The organism is Mesorhizobium sp. WSM4815 (assembly GCF_055811575.1).
Genome location: NZ_JBVVQS010000079.1, coordinates 82750 through 107779 on the forward strand (window position 1 = coordinate 82750; position 25030 = coordinate 107779).

Below are 25030 nucleotides of genomic sequence, written 5' to 3' on the forward strand. Positions count from 1 at the left end.
GGTGCTTGTGATCAGACATCGTCGGTCCACCGAGGTTGGCGATTGGTCCTCCGTTGGCCCTCGCTCTACACCAGCCCGCGCTTGGCCATCATCGCTTCGGGCGACGGCATCTTGCCGCGGAAGGCGGTGTAGAGCTCTTCCGGGTCCTTGGAACCGCCGGCGGCATAGATGTTTTTCCTGAGCCGCTCGGCCAACGCCGGATTGAACAGGTCGCCCGTCTCCTCGAAGGCGGCGAAGGCGTCGGCGTCGAGGACCTCCGACCACATGTAGGAATAGTAGCCGGCCGAATAGCCGTCACCGGCAAAGATGTGGCCGAAATGCGGGGTGCGGTGGCGCATGGCGATGGTGTCGGGCATGTTGAGCTTCTCGAGCGTTTCGGCTTCGAAACGAAGCGGCTCCTCCGGCGCATCCGGCCGCGCGTGGTAGGCCATGTCGATCAGTGCTGAGGCGGTGAACTCGACCGTGGCGAAGCCGGCGCCGAAGGTGCGCGCCGCCAGCATCTTGTCGACCAGCGCCTTCGGCATCGGTTTGCCGGTCTTCACGTGCAGCGCATGCTTTTCCAGCACCGCCGGCACCGTCAGCCAGTGCTCGTAGAGTTGCGAGGGCAGTTCGACGAAATCGCGGCTAACCGAGGTGCCCGCGACCGATGGCCAGGTGACCTCGGTCAGCATGCCATGCAGGGCATGACCGAATTCGTGGAACAGGGTTTTGGCCTCATCGACCGACAAAAGCGCTGCCTCGCCCTCCGGCGGCTTGGCGAAATTCATGATGTTGTAGATCACCGGCCTGGAACCATCGCCAAGCTTGTAGCCGGATTTCAGCGCGCTCATCCAGGCGCCGGAGCGCTTTGACGGCCGCGCGAAATAGTCGGCCAGGAACAGCCCGCGCTCGCTGCCGTCGGCATTCCTGACGATAAAAACGCGCGCGTCCGGGTGCCAGGTGGCGATGCCTTGCTTCTCCTCGAAGCTGATGCCGAACAATTTTGTCGCCACGTCGAAACAGGCGTCGATGATGCGGTCGAGCTGCAGATAGGGCTTCAGCTCGGCCTCGTCGAAGGCGAATTTCTCGGCGCGCAGCTTCTCCTGATAGAAGCGCCAGTCCCAGGCGGCGAATTCTTCGTTGCTGCCGGCCTCGGCTGCCAGCCGCTGCAATTCGACCTGATCGCTTGCGGCCTTTTCCACCGCCTTTCCCCAGACCGGGTCGAGCAGCGTATGCACCGCCTCGGGCGTCTTTGCCATGGTGTCGTCGAGCTTCAGCGCGGCGTAGGAAGCGTAGCCTAGCAGCGTCGCCTTTTCGGCGCGCAGGCGCAGCATATCGCGCACCACGGCGGTGTTGTCGGTGGCGCCGCCGTTCTGGCCGCGCATGGTGAAGGCGCGGAAGGCGATCTCGCGCAGGTCACGGCGCTCGGAGAAGGTCGAGAACGGCTCGTAGATCGAGCGCGACAGGGTGACGGCATAGCGGCCCTTCTGGCCGCGCATCTCGGCGGCCTCCGCCATCGCGCTTTTCAGGAATTCCGGCAGGCCGGCAAGGTCGGCTTCGTCGAGGAACAGCGCCCAGTCGCGCTCGTCGGCAAGCAGGTTCTGGCCGAAATTCGTGCCGAGCGACGACAGCTCCTCATTGATCGCCGCCAGCCGCTTCTTGCCCTTAGCGTCGAGCCTGGCGCCGGAACGGACGAAATTTTTCCAGGTCTTTTCCAGCACCCGCAGCGTTTCGGCATCGAGTTTCAGGGCGTCGCGGCGCTGGTAGAGCTCGTCGATGCGGGCAAACAGCCTCTCGTTCATCGAGATCGCCGAGAAATGCCGCGACATCTTTGGCGAGATGTCGCGCTCAAGCGCCTGGATCGCCTCGTTGGTGTGGGCGCCGGCCCGGCACCAGAAGATCGACGAGACATGGTCGAGCGCCTCGCCGCCAAGCTCGAGCGCTGCAAGCGTATTCTCGATGGTCGGGGTCTCGGCATTGCCTGATATCGCCTCGATCTCGGCCTCGTGCGCCGTCAATGCCGCATCGAAAACCCCGGAAAAATCGCCGTCGCCGATGCGGGTGAAATCGGGCAGGCCGAGAGGCCCTTGCCAGGTGGTCAGCGGATGGGTGGCGAGGTCGACGGCGGACGGCATGGGCATTCTTCCGTTAAGTGAGGGGCTTTCGCTAAGTGAGGGGCTTTCGCTGCGTGGCGGGATGAGGCGGATCGTCACCGATGTAAGGCGCCGGCTTGCCGCACGCAATATCGCGGCTGGTCAGTAGCTATCGCAGTTTTCTGCGATCGCCGCCTGCGAGCTGGCAGTGATGCGGTTGTCGGCGATCGCGAAGGTTTCCTGCATCAGCACGTCGTTATTGGGGAAATCATAACAGGCGATCACAGTGGTGACGCCACCCTCGGTCTTCTCGATCCGATGCCGGATTTCAGCCCCGGCGACCGCGCCCTCCCAGTTGTCGATGGAGGCGATGAATTCCTGCTTGGTCTGGACGACGCCGAGATCGTCGAGTTTTATCCGGACGTCGTCGGCAAGCAGATCCGATAATTCCGTGCGATCGGCGACCAGCAGCGCCGCATACCAGCGGCCGATGAGCGCACCGTCGTCGGCGCGGGCGGATATGACTGAAAACAGCAGCGCCGCTGCGGCCAAAGCGATCGAACGGCATGCCATGCAACCCTCCTACGTCATCTCCGGCCGCTCGAAGTCGCCGGTGTCCTTGTTCATCACCCAGAGTTCGCCGGTCGAGATGTCGAACCAGGCGCCGTGCAGCGACAGCCGTTCCTTGCCTTCCAGGATCGAGACGCAGGGAAAGGTCCTGAGATTGGCGATCGAATAGCGGATCGAAATGCGCTCGAGCGCGGTCTGCCGCTCGGTCGCCGTCATGAAGGTGCTGGACGACACGGTCTCGGCGGCCGGCGCAATCAGGCTCATCCACTTGCCGATGAAGTCGCCGGGCGACAAGGGCGCTGCCGTACTGTCGAGTGCTGCGCGGATGCCGCCGCAGCGGCCATGGCCCATCACCACGATGTTCTTGACCTTGAGGCTCTGCACCGCGAACTCGAGCGCAGCCGAGGTCGAGTGGAACTGGTCGTCGGGCGCATAGGGCGGCACCAGATTGCCGACATTGCGCAGCACGAAGAGTTCGCCAGGGCCAGCGTCAAAAATCGCCTCGGGAGCCGCGCGCGAGTCGCAGCAAGCAATGATCATCGTTTCGGGGGCCTGGCCCTCGCGAGCAAGCGAGCGATAGCGTCCGCTTTCGGCGAGATAGCGGCCACTCATGAAATTGCGGTAGCCGGTGAGCAGATGGTCTGGGAGATGAGGCATTGGCGGCGTCTGGAGCCTTTCCGGGTTAGGCGGCAGCTCTTTGGGTCAGGAAGGCTCTAGCGGCAAAAGCCGGTCGCGAGCAATGCTGAATCGCGAAGGACGTGGTTGCCATTCGCCAATGCGATTGCCTCGCCGATGGACGGGACCAAGAAATTCATGCCCAGATCGCCACAGGGATGCCAAATCGGTCGGCGAGCGGCGGATCCGGAAATGGCCGTGCCTCGCCGCTGGCGATGCGGCCGGCGATCAGCATCATCGCTGCGGCGTCGAGAAAGTCGTCTGCAGCAGCGCCTGGCGGCGGCGTCCGGTCGAGAAAGCCCCTGACATAACCGTGCCGGCAAAGCAGCGCCTTGCGTTCCGCCATGCCGGCCGGGTTGACGGCGCCCTTGATCTTCTTCGGCAGGTGCATCGCCTGGTCTTCGTTCAGCCGGCAGAAGGCGACTTCCGGATGCGATTCGAAGACGCGGCGGCGCAGTTCGGGACGCGCGATCAGAACGGCATCGACCTCGCGGATCTTGGCAAAGATGCCAAAAGCCTGGATCGAGACGCCGCGCGGCGGATTGGAGGTCGCCTTGGCCACTTCGCTTGCCTGGCGATGCGCGGCATGCCAGGCCTCGATCGTAGTGAAGCCGTCCGTATGCGCATAAAGCGCCGCACGCGAGGGGATGGCGAAGACACTCGATTGCCTGTTGCCGAGCAGCGGCCGCACCAGCGATTCGGGCCCGCGGCCGCCCTTTTGTGAAACATCGGGCAGGCCGATCGGCATGTCGACGGCGACTGTCGCCTCGGCCGGCAATGCGTCGAGCAGTGCTGCGAAGCTTGGAAAAACGGCTACCGAGGGGGCTGCGCCCGGGTTACGAGGTGTCGAACCGGGATCGCGGCGAACGGCGATCCAGCCGGCCTTGCAGCCATCGACGCCGACGACAGTCACGCTCTTTTGTCCCGCCCCGGATGCAGGAGATGGCGAAGCTGCACCATCGCCATCGGGTGCGACAGGCTCTGTGCATCGGTTTCGAGCTGCAATTCGTCGCCGCCGCGCTTGGCGGTGCGCGCCAGGATCTCGTAGACCGCCGCCGTGGTCGACTGCAGTGCCCTAATGGCCGGCTGGCCGGACAGGATGCGCGCCAGATAGACGGCCGCCGTCAGGTCGCCGAGGCCATTGGGCGGCTTATCGATGAGGCGATGCTCGGCGAGCAGCGCCTGGTTGCCGTTGAGCAGCAGATTGCCGGTGCCGCCGGCCATCATCGCCGGCGCCGACGTGACCAGCATGGTCGACGGCCCGGCCTGAAGGGCGGCCGCCATCACCGCTTTGAGGTCGGGCAGCGGCGCTCCCGCCATCCATTCCAGCTCGTAGCGGTTGGGCGTGGCGATGTCGGCAATCGGCATCAGCCGGTCGCGCATCGCGGTGGCGGTCGTCTCCGGCACATAGAGCCCGCCCGAATCGCCCATCACCGGGTCGCAGATATAGACGGCGTCCGGCGTCTTCGCCTTGACCGCGCCGACCAGCGAGGCGACGGCGTCGGCCTGGCCGCCTTCGCCGAGATAGCCGGACAGCACCGCGCCGACCTCGCCCAGCCACGGCGCGCGCTCGAGATCGGCCATCAGCGCCCTGAATTGATCGAGCGGCGGCACGATGCGCGTCGCCCGTCCATGGCCCGGATGCCAGGGCAGGATGACGGTCGGCACCGCCCACACCGGAAAGCCCAGCGTCTCCAGCGCAAAGACCGCGGCGCGGTTGCCGACCGAGCCGCGCGCGACATGGCTGGAAATGACGATGACCGCGCGCGGCGCCTCGGGTTCTTCGGTGCTCACGAGGTTCCTAACCCTGGATGATGAAAAGCACGAGCCAGATCAACAGGCCAATGCCGACAATGAGCCCCAGCGCCCGGCCGATGCGCGTGCCCCAATATTCGATCGGGTCCGCCCGGTCGGCGTCTGCAGCAGTGACGTCATCGCGCGCGCCCTTGGCCGTCCGCGCAACGGACGAGGCCGGGTCGGTTTCACTTGCCACGCGCTCGATGATGCGGCGCGATTCGTCGTCGCTGTCCTGGCGTCCCGCCATGGCTATGCCCTGTTTTCGCAGCGACTTTAACCTGTTCGCCCGGCCAGTTACAGGGCCTGACAGTGAATGGTAAAGCACCAGCAGCGCCCCAGGTTGAGGTCATGTTCTTGCGCGCGGATTGTGGTAATGCTTCGCCCGTCAGTCTGTTGAGGGATTTTCCATGCCTGCCCTTTCCTCCCCTTTCGTCTTCCGCAACCTGCCAGCCTTGCTGATGATGGCGATCGTGCTGCCGCTGCTGGCCGGCTGCGGCTACAACACAATTCCGACGGCGGAGGAAAACGCCAAGGCCGCATGGAGCCAGGTGCTGAACCAGTACCAGCGCCGCGCCGATCTCATTCCCAACCTGGTCGAGACGGTCAAGGGCTATGCGGCGCATGAGAAGGAGACGCTCGATGCCGTGGTCGAGGCGCGCGCCAAGGCGACGCAGGTGACGGTGACGCCCGAGACGCTGAGCGATCCGGAAGCGGTCAAGAGATTCCAGGATAGTCAAGCCGGCCTGACCAGCGCGCTGTCGCGGTTGCTGGCAGTGGTGGAGAATTATCCCGACCTCAAGGCCAACCAGAATTTTCTGGCGCTGCAGGCGCAGCTCGAAGGCACCGAGAACCGCATCTCGGTCGCCCGCCGCGACTATATCGAGGCGGTGCGGGAGTATAATCTGACGCTGCGGACCTTCCCGTCGGTGATTTGGGCGACCCTGTGGTTCCGCGACAATCAGCCATTCGCCAATTTCACCATCGAGGAAGACAAGATGCAGACGCCGAAGGTCGATTTCGGCACGCAGCAGGGTGGGACGGAACGCCAGCCTTGCATTCCTGCCGGTTGCTCTAGCCCTTCTCTACTTAGCCCTCTTCCTCCCCCTCGCCACCCTTGCCGCCGAATTGCCTGCCCTGACCGGGCGGGTCGTCGACGATGCCGGCATCATCGATGCCGCAACCGAAGCGGCGCTGACCCGCAAGCTTGCGGATTTCGAGGCCGAGAGCTCTGACCAGATCGTCGTCGCGACGCTTCCTGGCCTCGACGGCGAGGAAATCGAGCCCTACGCCAACCGGCTGTTCCGCGCCTGGAAGCTCGGCCAGGCCGGCGAGGACAATGGCGTGCTTTTGCTGGTCGCCAAAGACGACCGCAAGATGCGCATCGAGGTCGGCTACGGGCTGGAAGGCACGCTGACCGACCTGCACACCAGGCTGATCATCGAAAACGACATGGTGCCGGCCTTCCGCGCCGGCGATTTCTCCGGCGGCATAATGAAGGCCGTCGACGACATGGTCATGGTGCTGGAAGGCAATCCGGAAGAGCTGGAAGCGCGCGGGACCCGCAACCAGCAGCCGCCGTTCAACACCGACGATCTGTTCTTTGCGATCTTCATAAGCATCTGGGCGATCATCTTCTTCGGCAGCATCGCCGCCTCCATCCTGCCGCCGATCTTCGGCCGGAAGATCGGCCCCGGTCGCTATCGCTGGCTGGGCATGATTTTCGAGCCGGGCCGGCAATCTTCTGGCGGCTGGTGGTCCGGCGGGGGCGGCTGGTCGTCGGGCGGAGGCGGCTCAGGCGGTGGCGGGTTTTCGGGCGGCGGCGGCTCGTCCGGTGGCGGCGGATCTTCAGGAAGCTGGTGAGACACGACATGGCAACTCGACCGATCAGCCCCGAGGATCATGACCGCATCGCCAAAGCGATCCGCGTCGCCGAATCGAAGACCGACGGCGAAATCTACTGCGTGGTCGCCTATGCCAGCGACGGCTATTTCTTTCCGGCGGCCTTCATGGCGACGCTGGCGATGCTCGTCGTCAGCCTCGCCGTCAGCTACGGGCTGGAAGCGTGGTGGCTGTCGATCCGCGTGCCGCATTTCGTCATCGCCCAGCTTCTGGCGATGGCCTCGATGCTTGTGCTGTTGTGGGCGCTGCCCGGCTTGCGCATCCACCTGGTGCCGAGACGGCTGCGTTACCAGGCCGCACACGCCAATGCGATAAAGCAGTTCCTCGCCCGCAACGTCCACCGCACCACGGCGCGCACCGGCGTGCTGGTGTTCGTTTCGATTGCCGAGCACTACGCCGAAGTGATCGCCGACAGCGGCATCGACAGCCGCGTCGGCCAGCATGTCTGGGACGGCGTCGTCCGCGACCTTACCGCGCATGCCCGCGACGATCGTCTCGCCGACGGCTTCATCAAGGCGATCGAAGCGACGGCTGCGGTGCTGGCCGAGCATTTCCCGGTTTCTTCCGGCGACAGCAACGAACTCGACGATCATCTGGTCGAAATCTGAGTCGCTACGAACGGTTTTTTCAGCACTCAACGGCACGTCTATCGTCTGTGCGAAAGCTTGGGAGCCGCTGACCGGACTCTTGCATTCGGGCGATGCGGGTTTATGGTTAACCAATCATGAAGACGTTGAGCATCGACATCAGGAAAGCCGAGCCGCGCGACGCAAGCGCCATCGCCGACGTGCACCTGCTGGCCTGGCGCGGCGCCTACTCCGGCATTATCCCGCATCGCACGCTGACATCGATGATCAACCGCCGCGGCGCCGACTGGTGGGCGAACGCCATCCGCCGCGCCGCCACCGTCCTGGTTGTCGAGATCGGCGGCAAGGTCGCCGGCTACGCCACGATCGGCAAGAACCGCGCCCGCGAGCTCAAGCAGCAGGGCGAGATCTACGAACTTTACGTGCGCCCGGAATATCAGGGCATCGGGCTCGGCAGCCGGCTATTCTCGGCAGCACGGGCGCGACTGGCAGACCACGGGCTGAAAGGCATGGTGGTGTGGGCGCTGGAGGACAACCAGAACGCGCTCACCTTCTATGCCGGCGCCGGCGGCCGCGACGTCGCCGAGGGAGTCGAGGTTTTCGAGCAGAAGGCTCTGAAGAAGGTCGCCTTCGTCTGGGAATGACGGCTCGACACGCCTCTCGCCAGCACCCTCAGCCGATTTCAGTACCATTCGCCGCATTGCACCATGCGCCGCTGCCCGCTATCGGTTTCCAATCGAAAGAGGGACAAAAGCCATGCGTATCGAAGCCATCGCCATCGGAAAGAACCCGCCGGAGGACATCAACGTCATCATCGAGGTGCCGATCGGCGGCGAGCCGATCAAGTACGAGATGGACAAGGAGGCCGGCACGCTGTTCGTCGACCGCTTCCTGCACACCTCGATGCGCTACCCCGGCAATTACGGCTTCGTGCCGCACACGCTGTCGGGTGACGGCGACCCGATCGACGTGCTGGTCTGCAACACGCGCGCGCTGGTGCCGGGCTGCGTCATCAATGTGCGGCCGATCGGCGTGCTGGTGATGGAGGACAATTCCGGCCTGGACGAAAAGATCATTGCGGTGCCGTCGCCCAAGCTGACGCTGCGCTACGAGAACGTCACCGAATACACGCACCTGCCCGACATCACCCGCCAGCAGGTGCAGCACTTCTTCGAGCACTACAAGGATCTCGAACCCGGCAAATGGGTCAAGATCGAGGGCTGGCATGACGCCGCCTACGCCAAGAAGATGATCGTCGAGGCGATCGAACGGGCCAAGGCAAGCAAGTAGCCGAACGCCTGAAGTTGCGAGCAAACTGCTGGCGTAGCGCCGCCCCCTTCCGCCTGCCGGCACCTTCTCCCCGTGAACGGGGAGAAGCCCGCTGACCTCGACCTTGGCGCCCATTCAGCAACGCTGGTAATTGGCGAAACCATTTATTGGCTGCGTCTTTCTCCCCGTCACTATACGGGGAGAAATGCCCGGCAGGGCAATGAGGGGCAGCGCTGACCGACGTTACTTTTCAATGCCACGCGCTCCTAATTATCGACGCGGCCGAAAGCGGGCGCGTTGCCGATAACCACGCGCTTGTCCTTGCCGCAGGCAAAGGTCCGCGCCTTCTCGTCGGCGAGCTTGCGGGCCTGGTCGTTGGCGCCGGGGTTGCCGGTGGCCAGCACCAGGCCGACGGTGCAGCCTTCATAGGTCTCCGGTTGGCCGACCTTGGCGACGATCAGCACGTCGGTCGGCTTGTTCTCCACCTCGGGATTGCTGATCGAGCGCCGATGGATGACCGCAAACGGGACGGCGCGATCGCCGTTCGTCTCGATGCGCCACTCGAGTTTGGATGCGGCCGTGTTAAAGGCGACAAAACTTTCCCAGACTGCGGTCATGTCGCTGGGCGGAAAACCATAAAACAGCGATTCGCGGGCGTCGTCGTAGGCGATCAGCACCGGGTAGCCGCGATAGCCCGAACAGGCGAGACTGGCCCAGTCGCCGTCGCCTTCCTCCGCTTGCGCGTAGGTCACGCAGTCCTTCTTCCAGTCGAGATCGGTGTAGGCGCTGGAAATGTCGCCGGCCCGGGCCGGCTGGCAGAGGCCGGCAAGGGCAAGCGGGATCAGCAAAAGAGCACGCATCGCGGGCTACTCCGTTTCGGGGCTGCCGCACGGTATCGTTAATCGCTATTTCTTCAAGCTCGCTTCTATCAGCAGGTCGGCATTGCGGGCCACAGACTTCGCCGGTCCGCCGGCCCCGAACAACTGGCCGCTGATATAGGCGCCTTCGATCAGAAGCAGCAGCCCGTCGCCCAGCGTATCGGCGTCGCCGGCACTCATCGCCTCCGCCATGGCGCGCAGGCGTCGGCGCAATTCCTGCTTGTTGGCCTCACTCACCACCCGGGCCGGGTGGCCACGTTCGGGATATTCGACGGCCGCATTGGTCATGCCGCAGCCGCGATAGTCGGGTTTTTGCGTGCGTTTGCCGATGCGGGTCAGGAAGGCGGCGATCTGCGCGCGCGGATCGCCAGGATGGGCAGCCACCGCCGCGTCGAAGCGGGCCCAGAACTCGAGGTCGTATTGCCGCAGATAGGACGCGGCCAATTCGTCCTTGGACGGAAAGCTGCGATAGAGGCTGGGCTTGGTGACGCCGGCGCGCCGCACGATCTCGTCGACGCCGATCGCCCTGATGCCTTGCCGGTAGAACAGGTCGCGGGCAACGCGAAGGATTTTTTCGCCCGCGCGGGGCCGTTCATCCGCTTTGATCGCTGGTTCAATGCTTTTCATCTAGGACGTGCCGTTGCCTGCTTGACAATGTTACCGATCGGTACGTATGCTCCCATGCATTGCAACGTACCGGTCAGTAACATGATAGCTCGATCCCGCCCGTTTGGCCAGCGCTATGCTTTCGTCGTGGTCGCCGTCATTTTCCTGTGCCTGCTGATCGCGGCGGGCCTGCGGTCGGCGCCGGCCGTCATGATGCTGCCGCTGGAGGAGAGTTTCGGCTGGCGGCGCGATGTCGTCTCGCTCGCCGCGGCCATCGGCATCTTCCTCTACGGCCTGACCGGGCCGTTTGCCGCGGCACTGATGGAACGGATCGGGCTGCGCCGCACGCTGCTGGCGTCGCTGGTGCTGATGTCGGGCTCGACGGCGCTCAGCCTGTTGATGACCCAGCCCTGGCACCTGCTTCTCACCTGGGGCGTATTCTCCGGCGTCGGTTCCGGCGCGGTCGCCACGGTGCTCGGCGCCACCATCGTCAATCGCTGGTTCAAGACCAATCGCGGCCTGGTGATGGGGCTGATGTCGGCCTCCGCCGCCACCGGCCTGCTGGTGTTCCTGCCGTTGCTCGCCGCGCTCGCCCAGTCGGGCGGCTGGAAGCCTGTCGCCATCGCCATTGCGGTGGCCACCGCCTGCCTGGTGCCGCTGGTCTGGCTGCTGGTGCCGGAACGGCCGTCCTCAATCGGCATGGTGCGCTACGGCGCGGACGTCGACGACGTGCCGCCGGTTCCGCCGGCCTCGCAGGGCAATTTCCTCATGCACACACTCAGCACGCTGCGTCGTGCCGCCGGCACGCGGGTGTTCTGGTATCTGTTCGCCACTTTCTTCATTTGTGGCTTCACCACCAACGGACTGGTCGGAACGCACCTGATCGCGTTTTGCGGCGACATGGGCATCGGCCAGGTGCAAGCCGCCGGCCTGCTGTCGCTGATGGGCATCTTCGACCTGATCGGCACGACGCTGTCGGGTTGGCTCACCGACCGTTTCGACCCGCGCAAGCTGCTCGGCGTCTATTATGGCATCCGCGGCCTGTCGCTGATCTATCTGCCTTATTCCGGCTTTTCGTCGACCAGCTTGATCATCTTCGCCGTGCTCTACGGATTGGACTGGATCGCCACCGTGCCGCCGACGCTCAGGCTGTCGAACGAGGCGTTCGGCGACCGCAGCGGGCCGATCGTCTTCGGCTGGATCGTCGCCGGCCATCAGGTGGGTGCAGCGGCGGCCGCCTTCTTCGGCGGCACCATGCGTGAATTGCAGGGCAATTACGAACTTGCCTTCCTCATCGCCGGCATGACGGCAATAGCCGCAGCCTGCATCTCGCTGTTGATCAACACCAGCCGTCCGGCCTTCGAGCCGAACCCGCAGGCGGCTTGAGCTGTGACTGCCGAGCGCTAATCTCCCCCCTTGAGGGGGAGATGGCCGCGAAGCGGCCAGAGGGGTCGGTCCGACCGGGCTCGGCCCCTTATCGCAGACGCAGGAGGTTGGCGCTCCACGCGACACGACCCCCTCTGTCGCCTTCGGCGAATCTCCCCCTCGAGGGGGGAGATTCGCCAGCCTGTTGATCGTCAGAAACCTTCATGGTTTCGAGATGTGCGTGAAACATTGAGGCGGGACCTTGGCGGCGACGTTTAAGCCATCCAGGAGACAGCCATGAACAAGATTTCGCGCCGCGCTTTTGTCACGTCGGCGAGCGCCGCCGGCCTCGTCGGCGTATCGGGCCTCGCGCTTCCCTATTATTCGCGCGCCAATCAGCGGCCCGCCTTCACCCATGGCATCCAGTCGGGCGATGTCGACGCAACCAGCGGCGTGGTGTGGACGCGGACCGACCGCCCTTCGCGCGTCATGTTCGAAGTCTCGTCGACGGAGAATTTCGCCAATCCCTTGCGCCTTGCGCCGCTCGATACGTCGCCGGCCAGCGACTACACGGTAAAGCGGCTGCTCACCGACCTCACCTCCGACCAGGACATCTTCTACCGCATGGTCGCGGCCGATCTTGCCGACATCAACGCCGTCTCCGAGCCGATCGTCGGCCGCTTCCGCACGGCGCCGGCCTCGAAACGCGACATCCGCTTCGCCTGGTCGGGCGATACCGCCGGCCAGGGCTGGGGCATCGACGACACCGGCATGAAGACCTACGCCACGATCGGCAAGCATACGCCCGACTTCTTCCTGCATTCCGGCGACACCATCTATGCCGACGGCCCGATGAAGGACGAGGTCGAGCTTCCCGGCGGCAGCAAGTGGAAGAACAAGGTCCTCATCGACGAAAAGCGCAAGGTTGCCGAGACGCTGGACGAGTACCGCGGCCAGTGGAAGTACAACATGATGGACAGGAACGTGCTGGGGCTCAACGCCATCTGCCCGACCTTCTACCAGTGGGACGACCACGAGGTGGTCAACAACTGGTCGGATTCGAAGGACCTGAGCGCCGACGACCGCTACTCGGAAAAAAACATCCATGTGCTGGCGGCACGCGCGGCACGCGCCTTCCACGAGATGACGACGATCCGCTACGAGCCGTCGGAACCGGGCCGCGTCTATCGCAAGATCGCCTACGGGCCGCTGCTCGAAGTGTTCTTCCTCGACATGCGCTCATATCGCGGCGCCAACGGTACTGGCATGCAGGATACGATGACGCCGCAGTCGCGTGTCCTCGGCGAACAGCAGATGAAATGGCTGAAGCGCGAACTGGCAAACTCCAACGCGACCTGGAAAATCATCGCCGCCGACATGCCGCTTGGTCTCGTCGTCTGGAACGACGCCACCAACAAGGCCGGCGCCGAGGCCGTCAGCAATGGCGACAATGGCCCGGCCAAGGGCCGCGAACTGGAAATTGCCGACCTCCTTCGCTACATAAAGAATGCCGGCATCACCAACACCGTCTGGCTGACCGCCGACGTGCACTACACGGCGGCGCATTACTACAATCCCGACAAGGCGCAGTTCCAGGACTTCAATCCGTTCTGGGAATTCGTCTCGGGTCCGCTCCATGCCGGCACCTATGGACCCAATGATTTCGACATGACCTTCGGCCCGGAGCTGAAATTCATCAAGGCGCCAACCGCCGAGCAGGGGCAGAACCTGCCACCCTCGGCCGGCCTGCAGTTCTTCGGCCTCGTCGACATCGATGGCGCCACTGAACAGATGACGGTGCGGCTGATGGATCGCGACGACAATGAACTCTACAAGGTCACGCTCGACCCGGTGCATTCGGCGTGAGGGGCTGGGTCACTTTGTATCAATCCTGGGTGACGTCGCGCTGCCCCTCATTGCCCTGCCGGGCATTTCTCCCCGTAAACGGGGAGAAAGTGGTCCGCATCGAAGATTTCGCTAATCGCGAACATTGCAGAGCCGACATTTAGCGCAGCGGGCTTCTCCCCGTTTACGGGGAGAAGGTGCCGGCAGGCGGATGAGGGGCTGCGCCGGCGTTGGCAAAACTTCAGGAAGGGTCGATCCGACCTTTCCGACAATGTGCGGAAAGCAGTCCTAATCCGGATAGCAAACGGTCGGAATATTGGGCCAAACAGCGCTGTCGCAGTTGGCGGCCTCCTGCCTTTGCTTGAAGGCGGCGCTGACCGGCCCGGTCACCACCGGGTCGACGCCATCGGGAGCGTCGGCAAACAACTGCTCCGCCGTTCGGGTGTCGGACGGCAGGGCAGGCTCCTTCGACGTCGCGGCCGACTGTGCCACGCCTGCCGCAAGCAGAACGGCGAGCGCAGCCCATGCAAGGATTGGCCGGTATCTGATGCCCGTTTTGCTCATGAAATTTGAACTGTCCCGACCGTGAAAGGTTCCGCTTTGGTTAATAATTCAATTTCACACCAAGACACTTAAGATTTGGTGACCATGTATTTGGTGGCACGCCTCCTCTTTCGCAATTGCGAAAAACCCTGTATGAGCCGCCCAACCGAAAGAGGCAGCGCCTTTTGGCCTGCTGCCTGCAACGCTCCCGAGACCACAACATGAAAATTCGTAATATCGCGATCATCGCGCACGTCGACCATGGGAAAACCACCCTCGTCGACCAGCTCCTGAAACAGTCGGGATCGTTCCGCGACAACCAGCGCGTTGCCGAACGCGCCATGGATTCGAACGACCTCGAAAAGGAACGCGGCATCACCATCCTGGCCAAGGCGACCTCGGTCGACTGGAAGGACACCCGCATCAACATCGTCGACACCCCCGGCCACGCCGATTTCGGCGGTGAAGTCGAGCGTATCCTGTCGATGGTGGATTCAGCCATCGTGCTGGTCGACGCAGCCGAAGGGCCGATGCCGCAGACAAAATTCGTCGTCGGCAAGGCGCTCAAGGTCGGATTGAAGCCGATCGTCGTCATCAACAAGATCGACCGGCCGGACGCCCGCCACGTCGAGGTGGTCAACGAAGTGTTCGACCTGTTTGCAGCGCTCGACGCCACCGACGAGCAGCTCGACTTCCCGATCCTTTACGGTTCGGGCCGCGACGGCTGGGTGTCGGAAAACCCCGAGGGTCCGAAGGACCAGGGCCTGGCGCCGCTGTTCGACCTCGTCATCAAGCATGTGCCGGCGCCGACCGTCCACCCCGGCCCGTTCCGCATGATCGGCACCATCCTGGAAGCCAATCCGTTCCTTGGCCGCATCATCACCGGCCGCATCGAATCCGGCACGCTGAAGTCCAACCAGGCGGTCAAGGTGCTGCATCATGACGGCACCCAGGTCGAAACCGGCCGCATCTCGAAGATCCTCGCTTTCCGCGGCCTCGAGCGCCAGCCGATCGACGAGGCGCAGGCGGGTGACATCGTCGCCATCGCCGGCCTGTCGAAGGGCACCGTCGCCGACACGTTCTGCGACCTGTCGGTGACCGAGCCGCTGCATGCGCAGCCGATCGATCCGCCGACCGTGACGATGTCGTTCCTCGTCAACGATAGCCCGCTGGCCGGCACCGAGGGCGACAAGGTGACCAGCCGCGTCATCCGCGACCGCCTGCTGCGCGAGGCCGAAGGCAATGTCGCGCTGAAAATCGAGGAATCGCCTGACAAGGATTCGTTTTTCGTCTCCGGCCGCGGCGAATTGCAGCTTGCCGTGCTGATCGAGACGATGCGCCGCGAAGGGTTCGAGATTGCCGTGTCGCGGCCGCGCGTCGTCATGCAGAAGGGCGAGAACGGCGAGTTGCTCGAGCCGGTCGAGGAAGTCGTCATCGACGTCGACGAAGAGCATGCCGGCGTCGTCGTGCAAAAAATGTCGGAGCGCAAGGCCGAGATGGTCGAATTGCGCCCGTCAGGCGGCAACCGCCAGCGCATCGTCTTCCACGCGCCGACGCGCGGCCTGATCGGCTACCAGTCGGAACTGCTGACCGACACCCGCGGCACCGCCGTCATGAACCGGCTGTTCCATGCCTACGAGCCTTACAAGGGTGAGCTGCCGGGCCGCACCAACGGCGTGCTGATCTCCAACGAGCAGGGCGAGTCGGTGGCCTATGCGATGTGGAACCTGGAAGACCGCGGCCCGATGGTCATCGATCCGGGCGTCAAGGTCTATCAGGGCATGATCATCGGCATCCATTCACGCGACAACGACCTCGAAGTGAACGTGCTGAAGGGCAAGAAGCTGACCAATATCCGCGCCGCCGGCAAGGATGAGGCGGTGAAGCTGACGCCGCCGATCCGCATGACGCTGGAACGCGCGCTGGCCTGGATCCAGGACGACGAGCTGGTCGAAGTGACGCCGAAGACCATTCGTCTGCGCAAGCTCTACCTCGACCCGAACGAGCGCAAGCGTTTTGAGAAATCGGCGAAAGTGGTCGGCGCGGCGTAGGCCATTCTTGTCAGCGATTGTGAGGGAGGGAGCACGCGCGTGCTCCCTCCCATTTTACCTTAGCCATCTGCAGCCGAAATGATATCGTCCCGATCTGGCTCGCCGGCCAGATCGATGCGCATCACCGTTCCCGCTCGAGCCGGCTTGCGCAAGGCTTTGGCCCCATCTGGATCAACGACCAGCAGTCTCTTCGCGTCCCAGGCCTGGAGCCGCGATCGCGAGATGCCGAGTTCACCGGCGAGCAACCGGTCGAGCCGCAGCGCTGTCGGCATTTCGAGCCCGAGCTGGAGTTCGAGAGCGGTGGTGTTTTCCGGCCCGTCGCCGAGCACCTGCTTGTGGACGGCGGCTTCAGGAAACTCCTCGACACGCCCGACCCTGCTTCGCAGTGCGACAACATCGAAGGCATGGCGCCGCGCCAGGGCCGGGTCGTTGCTTTCGAGTGCCTGCAGCAGCGCAGACCCGATGTCGCGGCGGTTGCACCGCTCCAGAATGCCGAAATTCCAGGAATTGTCGCAATCGACGCAGCGATAGATCAGCCACGCGTCGATGCGTTTGCCGTTGGCGTTGACGCGGAATTTCCCGCTGCAGTGGTACGGCTTCAGGCCGCCGCAGCGGTTGCAGTTGATGTGCGGTCGAGGTGCGGTTTTGGGTGCAATCGTCCAGCGGATACGCAGTATCGAAGACATGCCGAAAAGCCCTTCCCGTCGGGAAGTTCGTCAGATCGGCGATGTCGAGATGCCCATGCGGGCACGGCGTGGCGAGAGGCTGCGGTGGTCGGGAATCAGATGTCGCGGGTGGTAAAACGCGACAGCGGTTCAGCAGTGCCAAACCGGTCTCGAACCGCCACCCTGAGGAACACATGATAAGAAACAGGCGCTGCGAATGCGGCGCCATGCATTGTGTCGGGGGAGTTGACGAGACCGGCGGTTACGTAGGCAAAGTGAAGCTCGAAATTGTGTCGGGACGAAACTTCTAGCCGCGAGGTATCGAGCCGGCAAGCCTCTTCCTTGATCGGTGCTACCGCAGGTGGGACACTTGCGCTACAATCGAGCGATCAACGTATCGAGCAAAGATCCCGGTCATGCACGTCACCTCGCTTTTGATCTTCGCCGCCGCCCTTTTCGTCGCCGCGGGCTCGCCCGGCCCCTCGATTGCCGCCTTGGTGGCGCGGGTTATCGCAAAGGGCTTTCGCGACGTGTTTCCATTCCTGCTCGCCATGTGGATCGGCGAGGCCATCTGGCTGTCGCTGGCGGTGTTCGGGCTGGCGGTGGTGGCGCAGACCTTCCATCTCGCCTTTGTCGTGCTGAAATGGCTCGGCGTCGCCTATCTCGCCTACCTCGCCTGGAAGATGTGGACGGCCCCGGTCGAGGCGCGCGAGGGCGAGATGCCGCGCGAGGAATCGGCCGTCAAACTGTTCTTTGCCGGCATGGCGGTGACGCTTGGCAATCCCAAGATCATGATGTTCTACCTGGCGCTGCTGCCGACCATCATCGATCTCGCCTCGGTGACGGTGGTCGGCTGGATCGAGCTGACGCTGACCATGGCCGTGGTTCTGGTCGCCATCGATCTGGCCTGGGTGCTGGCGGCGGCGCAGGCGCGAAAACTCTTGAAGAGCAAGCGGGCGATGAAGATCGCCAACCGCGTCAGCGCCACCACCATGGCCGGTGCCGCGGCGGCGATCGCGGCTCGATCCTGAGCCGGTGCGTCAGCCCATTTCGATGATCGGCGCGATCTCGACGCTGAAACCCGGGTCCTTCAGGATAGGACAATCCTTGGCCTTGGCGACGGCATCGTCGATGTCGTTCGCTTCGATGATTGTGTAACCGGCGGTCGGATTGCTGCCGCCATTGTTCTCGACCTTGCCGCCGGGCAGCACGGTCTTCGACATGCCGACCGGATTGCCACCGTCGACCACGGCCGAGCCAAGCTTGCCGTACCAGCCGTTCCAGGCATCCATCGCCGCTTGCCGTTCGGCCTCGTCGGTCGGCATCTTGCCGGAGCCGTGATAGACATAGAGAAATTTCGCCATGTTCTCCTCCGTTGATCTTGCCGTTGATCGGCGGGCGTCGAACCGACATGCGGTCACGCCGCATGGCGATCATCGGACCAAACCGAAAAACAAGCAACGAGAATGCGAATCACTAATGTGAGGTCCTGTTGGCTCGCAACCGCCATGCTCTCACCGCGCCATCGCCTGGTATGTCGGTGAAGACGCGCAGCTTCGTCTCGTCGAAAGCGTAGGCCAAAAGCACATTGGGAACGAGCCCGAGCTTCTCCTCGCATTTGGCGAAATAGGCTTTCGTCGCTTCGCTCAGTTCCGCAGGCGCGAGGTCAAGTGCGATGATTTTGTTTTTTATGGCGGATTTTCTCCTCATTTTCGGTGACCCACCGGCAAATCCCGACATTTCGTCGCAAGCGGTCAAACCTTTGTCGCCAAATATCGGTCATCTGCTACCATAGTCGCAAAACATATGACGGGAGGGTTTTAGCGACATGGCCGGCCTGAAATCTGCAAGCCAGTTGAAAAAGATAAGCACGGCCAAGGGCGGCGAGAAACCCGGCAGGCTTGCCGATTACCTGCTGGCCCGTGCGCCGGCCGAAGATGTCGCCGCCTATGTGGTCACCGCCCTCGAACGCGCCGCCGATCTCGCCGGACGCGCCGTCGCCAGGCACAAGAAGGGCGATTGCGTCGTCGCCATAGAGGTTGATTCCGGTGTCGTGCGCCAGGGCAGGCCGATGACGGTGATCACCGTCGTCAACGACAACATGCCGTTCCTGTTCGATTCCATCCTCGGCGAGATCACCGAGAGCGCCGGCGAACCGCTGCTGGTTACCCATCCGGTCATCGTCGTCAGGCACGGCAAGAGCGGCGTCGACGAAATCCTCGGCGATGGCGGCTTCGCCAAGGGCGATCACAGTCATGAACGGCTGAGCGTCATCCACGTCCATATCGGCCGTCTTTCGTCCGAGCAGGCCGAGGCATTGGCTGACCGGCTGAAGAAAATATTGGGCCAGGTGCGCGCCGCCGTCACCGACTGGAAGCCGATGCTGGCCCGCCTCGACCAGGCAATCTCCGAGTTCCGCTACGCTCCGGTGCCGCTCGACAAGGCCAACGTCACCGAAGCGATCGCCCTCCTCGAATGGCTGCGCGACGACAATTTCACCTTCCTCGGCATGCGCGAGTTCAAATATACCGGCGGCGAGAAGAGCGGCACCCTGGAGCGCACCGAAAAGCCCGGCCTCGGCATCCTCTCCGATCCCGACGTGCTGGTGCTGCGGCGCGGCACCGAAGCGGTGTCGACGACGCCGGAAATCCGCGCCTTCCTGCACGGGCCGGAACCGCTGATCGTCACCAAGGCCAATGCCAAATCGTCGGTGCACCGCCGCATCTATCTCGATTACATCGGCGTCAAGACCTACACCGCCAAGGGCGTGCTTGCCGGCGAGCTGCGCATTGTCGGCCTGTTCACCTCGACTGCCTACACACGCTCGGTGATGAAGATCCCCTATCTCAGGTCGAAAGCCGAAACCATCATCGCCAAATCCGGTTTCAACCCTGAAGATCACTCCGGCAAGGCACTGATCAACGTGTTGGAGAGCTATCCGCGCGACGAGCTGTTCCAGGTTCCGGTGCCGATCCTGCGCAAGCATGCCGAAGCCATTCTGGGGCTGATCGAGCGGCCGCGCGTCAGGGCGCTGGTGCGCGCCGATCAGTTCGACCGTTTCGTCTCGATCCTCGTTTTCGTGCCGCGCGACCGCTACGACAGCGTCGTGCGCGAGAAGATCGGCACCTATCTGAAGACGATGTTCCAGGGCCGGCTTTCGGCCTACTACCCGGCCTTCCCGGAAGGCGGGCTGGCTCGTGTCCACTTCATCATCGGCCGTTCCGGCGGCAGGACGCCGAAGGTCGACCAGGCGACGATCGAGGCTGCGATCCGCGCCATCGTGCGGACCTGGGACGACATTCTGCGCGAGACCGCCGAAGAGACCGGCGCCGACGCGGCGCTCACGGCGATCGCCTCGCGCTTCTCGGGAAGCTATCGCGACAGCTTCTCGCCGGCGGAGGCGTTGGCCGATGCTGGTCGCATCGCCAGGATCAGCGCGGCCAATCCGATCGCCATCGACTACTATCGTCATGCCAACCAGGAACCGCATCAGGCGGCGCTGAAGATCTATCACCATGGCAGCCCGGTGGCGCTGTCGCGGCGGGTGCCGGTGCTGGAGAACATCGGTTTCCGCGTGATCAGCGAGCGCACCTTCGAGGTCGGGGACGAGGCTTCCGGCATGATCAATAGTGATCAGCCGGGCATGGTCTTCATCCACGACATGGAACTCGAAAACAGCTACGGCAAGCCAATCGACCTTGGCGACCGCGGCGCGCTGTTCGAAGACGCGTTCCTTTCCGTCTGGCGCGGCGATATCGACAATGACGGCTATAACGGCCTTGCCCAGACCGCCGGCCTGTGGTCAGGCGAGGTTTCCATCCTGCGCGCCTACGGCCGCTATCTGCAGCAGGCCGGCATCCCGCAAAGCCAGGATTTCATTGCCGCCGCGCTCAACCGCTATCCGGAGATCGCGCGTGGCCTGCATGAGCTGTTCGTCGCCCGCCTCGGACCGACGGCGCAGACGGAAGGGGCGGTCGCGGCCAGGCACCTCAAGGCCAAGATCAGGGATGCGCTGGAAGAGGTTCCCAACATCGACGACGACACCATCATCCGTCGCTACCTCAATCTGATAGAAGCCTCGCTGCGCACCAATCATTTCGTTCCCGATCTGAAGGAGAAGGGCCAGTCGCTGGCGATCAAGCTCGACTCGCAAGCGGTCGACGGCCTGCCGGCGCCGCGGCCGTGGCGGGAAATCTTCGTCTACGGCTCCGAGGTCGAGGGCGTGCATCTGCGCTTCGGCCCGGTCGCCCGCGGCGGCCTGCGCTGGTCGGACCGCGCCCAGGACTACCGCACCGAGGTGCTCGGTTTGGTCAAGGCGCAGCAGGTCAAGAATGCGGTGATCGTGCCGGTTGGCGCCAAGGGCGGTTTCTATCCGAAGAAGCTGCCGATGGGCGCCGGCCGCGACGCCATCTTCGAAGCCGGCGCGTCCGCCTACAAGAATTACGTCTCCAGCCTGTTGTCGATCACCGACAATATTGGCCTCGACGGCGTCATTCCGCCGGCCGGTGTGATCAGGCGTGACCAGGACGATCCCTATTTCGTCGTCGCCGCCGACAAGGGCACGGCGACCTTCTCCGACACCGCCAATGCCATCAGCGAGAAGCATGGCTTCTGGCTCGACGACGCCTTCGCCAGCGGCGGCTCGGCCGGCTACGACCACAAGAAGATGGGCATCACGGCCAAGGGCGCCTGGGAAGCGGTCAAGCGGCATTTCCGCGAGATGAACCGCGACATCCAGACCACGCCCTTCACCGTTGTCGGCGTCGGCGACATGTCGGGCGACGTGTTCGGCAACGGCATGCTTTTGTCCGAGCAGACCCGGCTGATCGCCGCTTTCGACCATCGCGACATCTTCATCGATCCCGCTCCCGACATGGCGGTTTCGATGGCCGAGCGCCGGCGCATGTTCGCCCTCGCCCGTTCGAGCTGGCAGGACTACGACAAGACAAAACTGTCCGAAGGCGGCATCATCGTCTCGCGCAGCCAGAAATCGATCACCCTGCCGCCGGCCGCGGCCGCGGCGATCGGCCTCGGCAAGACGACCGCCTCGCCGGTCGAGATCATGAGCGCCATCCTCAAGGCGCCGGTCGACCTTTTGTGGTTCGGCGGCATCGGCACCTATCTCAGGGCATCGACGGAAACCAACCAGGACGCCGGCGATCGCGCCAACGATGCTATTCGGGTGACTGCGCTCGAAGTGCGCGCCAAGGTCCTCGGCGAGGGCGCCAATCTTGGCGCGACGCAGCGGGCCCGCATCGAGTTCGGGCTGAATGGCGGGCGCTGCAATTCCGACGCCATCGACAATTCGGGCGGCGTCAACTGCTCCGACGTCGAGGTCAACATCAAGATCGCGCTGGCTTCCGCCATGCGCAAGGGGGCGCTGACCCGCCCCGCGCGCAACAAGCTTCTCGCCGAAATGACCGACGAGGTGAGCGCGCTGGTGCTGTCCAACAATTACGAGCAGACGCTGGCGCTGTCCCTTGCCCGCAAGCGCGGCCTTGCCGATATCGCCCATCAGAGCCGTTTCATGGCATCGCTCGAGGCGCGCGGCCTGCTCGACCGCAATGTCGAAGCGCTGCCGTCGCCGGCAGCCCTTGCCGAGCGCGAGGCGCGCGGCGAGCCGCTGACCAGGGCCGAGCTCGGCGTGCTGCTGGCCTATGCCAAGATCGTGCTGTTTTCCGACATCGTCGCCAGCGACGTGCCGGACGATCCGCATTTCGACCGTGACCTGATGGGCTATTTTCCGGACCGTATGACGAAGAAATTCGCGGCCGAAATCCATGGCCATCGCCTGCGCGGCGAAATCATCGCCCGTGTCGTCGCCAATGATCTGGTCAATCGCGGCGGCCCACCCTTCGTCAACAGGCTGCAGGAAGCAACCGGCCGCAGCACGACCGACGTGGTCCGGACCTTCGCTGTGGTGCGCGACGGCTTTGGCTTGCCGACGCTCTATCGCCAGATCGACGCGCTCGACAACCAGATCGACGGACAGGTGCAGCTCGACCTTTATCAAGCCGTCAGTCGGCTTACCTATGTCGCCAGCGGCTGGTATCTCAAGAACGATACCAGCACCGCTCCGCTGGGCCAACGGATCGCCGAATTGCAGAACGCCCGCAAGGCACTGGAGCCGAAGCTCCCTTCGCTGCTTCCGGCCTTCTCGCGTGAGCGGATAGAGGAGCGGCGGCATGGTCTGGCCAAGGGCGGCGCGCCCGAACAGCTGGCAGAACATCTGGCGCTGATCGATGTCGCCGGCGTCGTGCCTGACATCGCGCTGACGGCCCGAACGGCGAATGCCGACATCATCGCCGCCGCGAAGGCGTTTTTCGCGGTCAGCGATGCCTTCCGCATTCCGCGCGTCGAGGATGCGGCGCGCTCGATCGCGCCGTCCGACTACTACGATCAATTGGCGCTTTTCCGCGCCACCGACACGATCGGCGCAGCCAGGCGCGGCATCGCCGTGGCGGCGCTCACCGGCCATGCCGGGGCGGCGGACCCGGTGGCGGCATGGCTGGAGGCCGGCGGCGAGAGGGTCGGGCGCATCCGCGAGCGGCTGCAGGCGCTGACCGAGGGCGGCGACATCACCGTGTCGCGGCTGTCGGTGGCATCGGGGCTGATCAGCGACCTGACGGCGCTGTGAGAAGTCTTCCACATCGCGCGCGATTGCCGGCAGGAACTGCGCTATAGAGCGAAACGGTGCCCCACGTGGGGCGCCGTTCGTGGGAGGGCATATGGCCGAAACAGCAGTGCAGCGAGCGCCGGAACGCGGCATCTGGGGATGGATGCTGTTCGACTGGGCAGCACAGCCGTTCTTCACTGTCATCACCACCTTCATCTTCGGTCCCTACTTCGTCTCGCGCATGGCGAGCGATCCGGAAACGGGCCAGGCGGCATGGGGTTACGGCATCGCCGCGGCGGGTCTGGCCATTGCCGTGCTATCGCCGATCCTCGGCTCGATCGCCGACCAGACCGGCCCGCGAAAACCGTGGATCGCACTCTTCGCCGCGGTCAAGATCACCAGTCTTTGCCTGCTATGGTTCGCTGCTCCCGGTTCGAACCTTTTCCTGGTCGTGCTGTTCTTCTCGCTGGCTTCGGTCGCGGCGGAATTCTCGACCGTGTTCAATGATTCGATGATGCCGCGCCTGGTGCCGAAGAGCGAAATCGGCCGAATCTCGAACATGGCATGGGGGCTCGGCTATCTCGGCGGGATCATTGCGCTGATCTTTGTCGTCGCCTTCATGGCCAGTTCGCCGGAAACCGGCAAGACGATCGTCGGCCTCGACCCGCTCTTCGGCCTCGACCCGAAGCTCGGCGAGGACGCGCGCGCCACCGGACCCCTCTCGGCGGCCTGGTATTTGCTGTTCATCCTGCCAATGTTCTTTTTCACACCGGATGCGGTGAAGGGCATTCCGCTTGGACCGGCGGTGCGCGAGGGACTGTCGGAACTGAAATCGACGCTGGGCGAAATACGCAAACGCAGCGGCATCTTCCGCTTCCTCGTCGCCCGTATGATCTATCAGGACGGCGTCAATGCGTTGCTTGCGCTGGGCGGTGCCTTTGCGGCGGCGATGTTCCACTGGTCAATCACCGAGATCGGCCTGTTCGGCATCATCCTCAACGTCGTCGCCATCGTCGGCTGCCTGGTTGCCGCACGCCTCGACTTGGCGCTCGGCTCCAAGACCATAGTGATGATTGCGCTTGTCCTGCTCAGCCTCGCCACGATCGGCATCGTCTCGACCGGGCCGGGCTACACGCTGTTCGGTGCCTGGATGCTGCCCGGAGCCGACAACGGCGGATTGTTCGGTACGCCGGCGGAAAAAGCCTACATCTTCTTTGGTCTGCTGATCGGGCTTGGCTTCGGGCCGGTGCAGGCATCGTCGCGCTCCTACATGGCGCGCAGCGTCACCGCGGCCGAATCGGGCCGCTATTTCGGCATCTATGCGCTGGCCGGCAGGGCGACCAGTTTTGCTGCGCCATTCCTGGTGGCCACAATCACCTTGGCCAGCGGCTCGTCGCGGCTAGGCATGGCGGCAATCGTGCTATTCCTCGGCGTCGGCCTGGCGATCCTGATCCGCACGCCGTATCCGGCGGATAATCCGCCGGCGGAGTAGAGCTGCTCTTTCCTTCTCCCCTTTGTTTGGACCGGAGACATCGCGAACAGGTGTGCGAGGACATCGCGAACAGTTTGCCATCCTATCGAGCAAGGGCATT

General features: G+C 63.9%; 21 protein-coding genes and 2 pseudogenes. 11 read left to right on the plus strand and 12 right to left on the minus strand.

The genetic code is table 11. The features are described from left to right. Positions 1–65 precede the first annotated feature (65 nt). The 6 genes from AC0L2B_RS05895 to AC0L2B_RS05920 all read right to left on the minus strand — a co-directional run bounded on the left by AC0L2B_RS05895 (position 66) and on the right by AC0L2B_RS05920 (position 5361). Positions 66–2120 (minus strand): M3 family metallopeptidase, encoded by a 2055-nt coding sequence (locus AC0L2B_RS05895; RefSeq protein ID WP_473744567.1) that lies wholly within the window; start codon positions 2118–2120, stop codon positions 66–68. A gap of 114 nt (positions 2121–2234) precedes the next feature. Then, a complete protein-coding gene (locus AC0L2B_RS05900) occupies positions 2235–2645 on the minus strand; it encodes a nuclear transport factor 2 family protein (RefSeq protein WP_473744568.1) in 411 nt (136 codons plus the stop codon). Positions 2646–2654: 9 nt separating this feature from the next. Then, the gene (locus AC0L2B_RS05905) at positions 2655–3299 is read right to left on the minus strand and encodes a carbonic anhydrase (RefSeq protein ID WP_473744569.1); all 645 of its coding nucleotides are present in this window, start codon (positions 3297–3299) and stop codon (positions 2655–2657) included. A gap of 154 nt (positions 3300–3453) precedes the next feature. Next, entirely contained in the window at positions 3454–4230 is a 777-nt protein-coding gene (locus AC0L2B_RS05910) for a DUF429 domain-containing protein (protein ID WP_473744570.1), read from the minus strand. Next, on the minus strand, positions 4227–5111 hold the full coding sequence (gene pdxY / locus AC0L2B_RS05915) for a pyridoxal kinase PdxY (RefSeq protein ID WP_473744571.1): 885 nt from the start codon (positions 5109–5111) through the stop codon (positions 4227–4229). The genes AC0L2B_RS05910 and pdxY overlap by 4 nt, the downstream gene beginning before the upstream one ends. 7 nt (positions 5112–5118) lie before the next feature. Further along, positions 5119–5361: a hypothetical protein gene (locus tag AC0L2B_RS05920; RefSeq protein WP_128248090.1), complete on the minus strand. Its 243-nt coding sequence runs from the start codon at positions 5359–5361 to the stop codon at positions 5119–5121. Between the two features lie 160 nt (positions 5362–5521). Between AC0L2B_RS05920 and AC0L2B_RS05925 the strand changes: the two are divergent. The 5 genes and pseudogenes from AC0L2B_RS05925 to ppa all read left to right on the plus strand — a co-directional run. Continuing rightward, a pseudogene (locus AC0L2B_RS05925) lies at positions 5522–6151 on the plus strand (LemA family protein); the annotation flags it as partial. Then, positions 6147–6974, plus strand: coding sequence for a TPM domain-containing protein (locus AC0L2B_RS05930; protein ID WP_473744572.1), 828 nt, complete (start codon positions 6147–6149; stop codon positions 6972–6974). The pseudogene AC0L2B_RS05925 and the gene AC0L2B_RS05930, both read left to right, overlap by 5 nt. Positions 6975–6982: 8 nt before the next feature. Then, on the plus strand, positions 6983–7621 hold the full coding sequence (locus AC0L2B_RS05935; RefSeq protein ID WP_128181374.1) for a TPM domain-containing protein: 639 nt from the start codon (positions 6983–6985) through the stop codon (positions 7619–7621). 116 nt (positions 7622–7737) lie between these two features. Further along, positions 7738–8244 (plus strand): GNAT family N-acetyltransferase, encoded by a 507-nt coding sequence (locus AC0L2B_RS05940; RefSeq protein ID WP_023800479.1) that lies wholly within the window; start codon positions 7738–7740, stop codon positions 8242–8244. Positions 8245–8356: 112 nt separating this feature from the next. Further along, positions 8357–8890, plus strand: coding sequence for an inorganic diphosphatase (gene ppa, locus AC0L2B_RS05945; RefSeq protein WP_023800478.1), 534 nt, complete (start codon positions 8357–8359; stop codon positions 8888–8890). Between the two features lie 245 nt (positions 8891–9135). Here the strand turns inward: ppa and AC0L2B_RS05950 are convergent, their stop codons facing one another. Both AC0L2B_RS05950 and AC0L2B_RS05955 read right to left on the minus strand, forming a co-directional pair. Further along, positions 9136–9729: a hypothetical protein gene (locus AC0L2B_RS05950; protein ID WP_473512384.1), complete on the minus strand. Its 594-nt coding sequence runs from the start codon at positions 9727–9729 to the stop codon at positions 9136–9138. Positions 9730–9774: 45 nt separating this feature from the next. Further along, a complete protein-coding gene (locus AC0L2B_RS05955) occupies positions 9775–10374 on the minus strand; it encodes a TetR/AcrR family transcriptional regulator (protein WP_473744573.1) in 600 nt (199 codons plus the stop codon). An 81-nt stretch (positions 10375–10455) separates the two neighbouring features. Here AC0L2B_RS05955 and AC0L2B_RS05960 point away from each other — a divergent pair, with 81 nt between their 5' ends. Further along, positions 10456–11739 carry an MFS transporter gene (locus AC0L2B_RS05960; protein ID WP_473744574.1) on the plus strand — a complete coding sequence of 428 codons (1284 nt, stop codon included), beginning with the start codon at positions 10456–10458 and terminating at the stop codon, positions 11737–11739. Positions 11740–12015: 276 nt separating this feature from the next. Continuing rightward, on the plus strand, positions 12016–13584 hold the full coding sequence (locus AC0L2B_RS05965; protein ID WP_473744575.1) for an alkaline phosphatase D family protein: 1569 nt from the start codon (positions 12016–12018) through the stop codon (positions 13582–13584). Positions 13585–13851: 267 nt separating this feature from the next. Here AC0L2B_RS05965 and AC0L2B_RS05970 read toward each other — a convergent pair whose 3' ends face one another. Continuing rightward, positions 13852–14127: a hypothetical protein gene (locus AC0L2B_RS05970; protein WP_236374700.1), complete on the minus strand. Its 276-nt coding sequence runs from the start codon at positions 14125–14127 to the stop codon at positions 13852–13854. A 200-nt stretch (positions 14128–14327) separates the two neighbouring features. On the opposite strand from AC0L2B_RS05970, the gene typA reads away from it, so the two are divergent. Continuing rightward, on the plus strand, positions 14328–16157 hold the full coding sequence (gene typA, locus AC0L2B_RS05975; RefSeq protein ID WP_027154593.1) for a translational GTPase TypA: 1830 nt from the start codon (positions 14328–14330) through the stop codon (positions 16155–16157). Positions 16158–16216: 59 nt separating this feature from the next. Here typA and AC0L2B_RS05980 read toward each other — a convergent pair whose 3' ends face one another. Further along, positions 16217–16843 carry a DUF1062 domain-containing protein gene (locus AC0L2B_RS05980; RefSeq protein WP_473744576.1) on the minus strand — a complete coding sequence of 209 codons (627 nt, stop codon included), beginning with the start codon at positions 16841–16843 and terminating at the stop codon, positions 16217–16219. 395 nt (positions 16844–17238) lie between these two features. Between AC0L2B_RS05980 and AC0L2B_RS05985 the strand changes: the two genes are divergently transcribed. Then, positions 17239–17853, plus strand: a complete 615-nt coding sequence (locus tag AC0L2B_RS05985; protein WP_473744577.1) for a LysE family translocator — start codon at positions 17239–17241, stop codon at positions 17851–17853. A 9-nt stretch (positions 17854–17862) separates the two neighbouring features. Here AC0L2B_RS05985 and AC0L2B_RS05990 read toward each other — a convergent pair whose 3' ends face one another. Then, positions 17863–18186 (minus strand): YciI family protein, encoded by a 324-nt coding sequence (locus tag AC0L2B_RS05990; protein WP_091592503.1) that lies wholly within the window; start codon positions 18184–18186, stop codon positions 17863–17865. Between the two features lie 160 nt (positions 18187–18346). Continuing rightward, a pseudogene (locus tag AC0L2B_RS05995) lies at positions 18347–18514 on the minus strand (peroxidase-related enzyme); the annotation flags it as partial. Between the two features lie 136 nt (positions 18515–18650). Here AC0L2B_RS05995 and AC0L2B_RS06000 point away from each other — a divergent pair. Together AC0L2B_RS06000 and AC0L2B_RS06005 are read left to right on the plus strand one after the other, a co-directional pair. Beyond that, the gene (locus AC0L2B_RS06000; RefSeq protein ID WP_473744578.1) at positions 18651–23459 is read left to right on the plus strand and encodes an NAD-glutamate dehydrogenase; all 4809 of its coding nucleotides are present in this window, start codon (positions 18651–18653) and stop codon (positions 23457–23459) included. Positions 23460–23550: 91 nt separating this feature from the next. Then, positions 23551–24930 (plus strand): MFS transporter, encoded by a 1380-nt coding sequence (locus tag AC0L2B_RS06005; protein WP_473744579.1) that lies wholly within the window; start codon positions 23551–23553, stop codon positions 24928–24930. Positions 24931–25030 lie beyond the last annotated feature (100 nt).

Excerpts from the sequence above, each read along its gene's own strand:
- AC0L2B_RS05960 (WP_473744574.1), top strand. The coding sequence starts at position 10,456 with ATGATAGCTCGATCCCGCCCGTTTGGCCAGCGCTATGCTTTCGTCGTG.
- AC0L2B_RS06000 (WP_473744578.1), top strand. The coding sequence starts at position 18,651 with ATGGCCGGCCTGAAATCTGCAAGCCAGTTGAAAAAGATAAGCACGGCC.
- AC0L2B_RS05980 (WP_473744576.1), bottom strand. The coding sequence starts at position 16,843 with ATGTCTTCGATACTGCGTATCCGCTGGACGATTGCACCCAAAACCGCA.
- AC0L2B_RS05900 (WP_473744568.1), bottom strand. The coding sequence starts at position 2,645 with ATGGCATGCCGTTCGATCGCTTTGGCCGCAGCGGCGCTGCTGTTTTCA.
- AC0L2B_RS05965 (WP_473744575.1), top strand. The coding sequence starts at position 12,016 with ATGAACAAGATTTCGCGCCGCGCTTTTGTCACGTCGGCGAGCGCCGCC.
- AC0L2B_RS05950 (WP_473512384.1), bottom strand. The coding sequence starts at position 9,729 with ATGCGTGCTCTTTTGCTGATCCCGCTTGCCCTTGCCGGCCTCTGCCAG.
- AC0L2B_RS05935 (WP_128181374.1), top strand. The coding sequence starts at position 6,983 with ATGGCAACTCGACCGATCAGCCCCGAGGATCATGACCGCATCGCCAAA.
- ppa (WP_023800478.1), top strand. The coding sequence starts at position 8,357 with ATGCGTATCGAAGCCATCGCCATCGGAAAGAACCCGCCGGAGGACATC.
- AC0L2B_RS05905 (WP_473744569.1), bottom strand. The coding sequence starts at position 3,299 with ATGCCTCATCTCCCAGACCATCTGCTCACCGGCTACCGCAATTTCATG.
- typA (WP_027154593.1), top strand. The coding sequence starts at position 14,328 with ATGAAAATTCGTAATATCGCGATCATCGCGCACGTCGACCATGGGAAA.
- AC0L2B_RS05895 (WP_473744567.1), bottom strand. The coding sequence starts at position 2,120 with ATGCCCATGCCGTCCGCCGTCGACCTCGCCACCCATCCGCTGACCACC.
- AC0L2B_RS06005 (WP_473744579.1), top strand. The coding sequence starts at position 23,551 with ATGGCCGAAACAGCAGTGCAGCGAGCGCCGGAACGCGGCATCTGGGGA.
- AC0L2B_RS05955 (WP_473744573.1), bottom strand. The coding sequence starts at position 10,374 with ATGAAAAGCATTGAACCAGCGATCAAAGCGGATGAACGGCCCCGCGCG.
- AC0L2B_RS05920 (WP_128248090.1), bottom strand. The coding sequence starts at position 5,361 with ATGGCGGGACGCCAGGACAGCGACGACGAATCGCGCCGCATCATCGAG.
- AC0L2B_RS05940 (WP_023800479.1), top strand. The coding sequence starts at position 7,738 with ATGAAGACGTTGAGCATCGACATCAGGAAAGCCGAGCCGCGCGACGCA.
- AC0L2B_RS05985 (WP_473744577.1), top strand. The coding sequence starts at position 17,239 with ATGCACGTCACCTCGCTTTTGATCTTCGCCGCCGCCCTTTTCGTCGCC.
- AC0L2B_RS05990 (WP_091592503.1), bottom strand. The coding sequence starts at position 18,186 with ATGGCGAAATTTCTCTATGTCTATCACGGCTCCGGCAAGATGCCGACC.
- AC0L2B_RS05970 (WP_236374700.1), bottom strand. The coding sequence starts at position 14,127 with ATGAGCAAAACGGGCATCAGATACCGGCCAATCCTTGCATGGGCTGCG.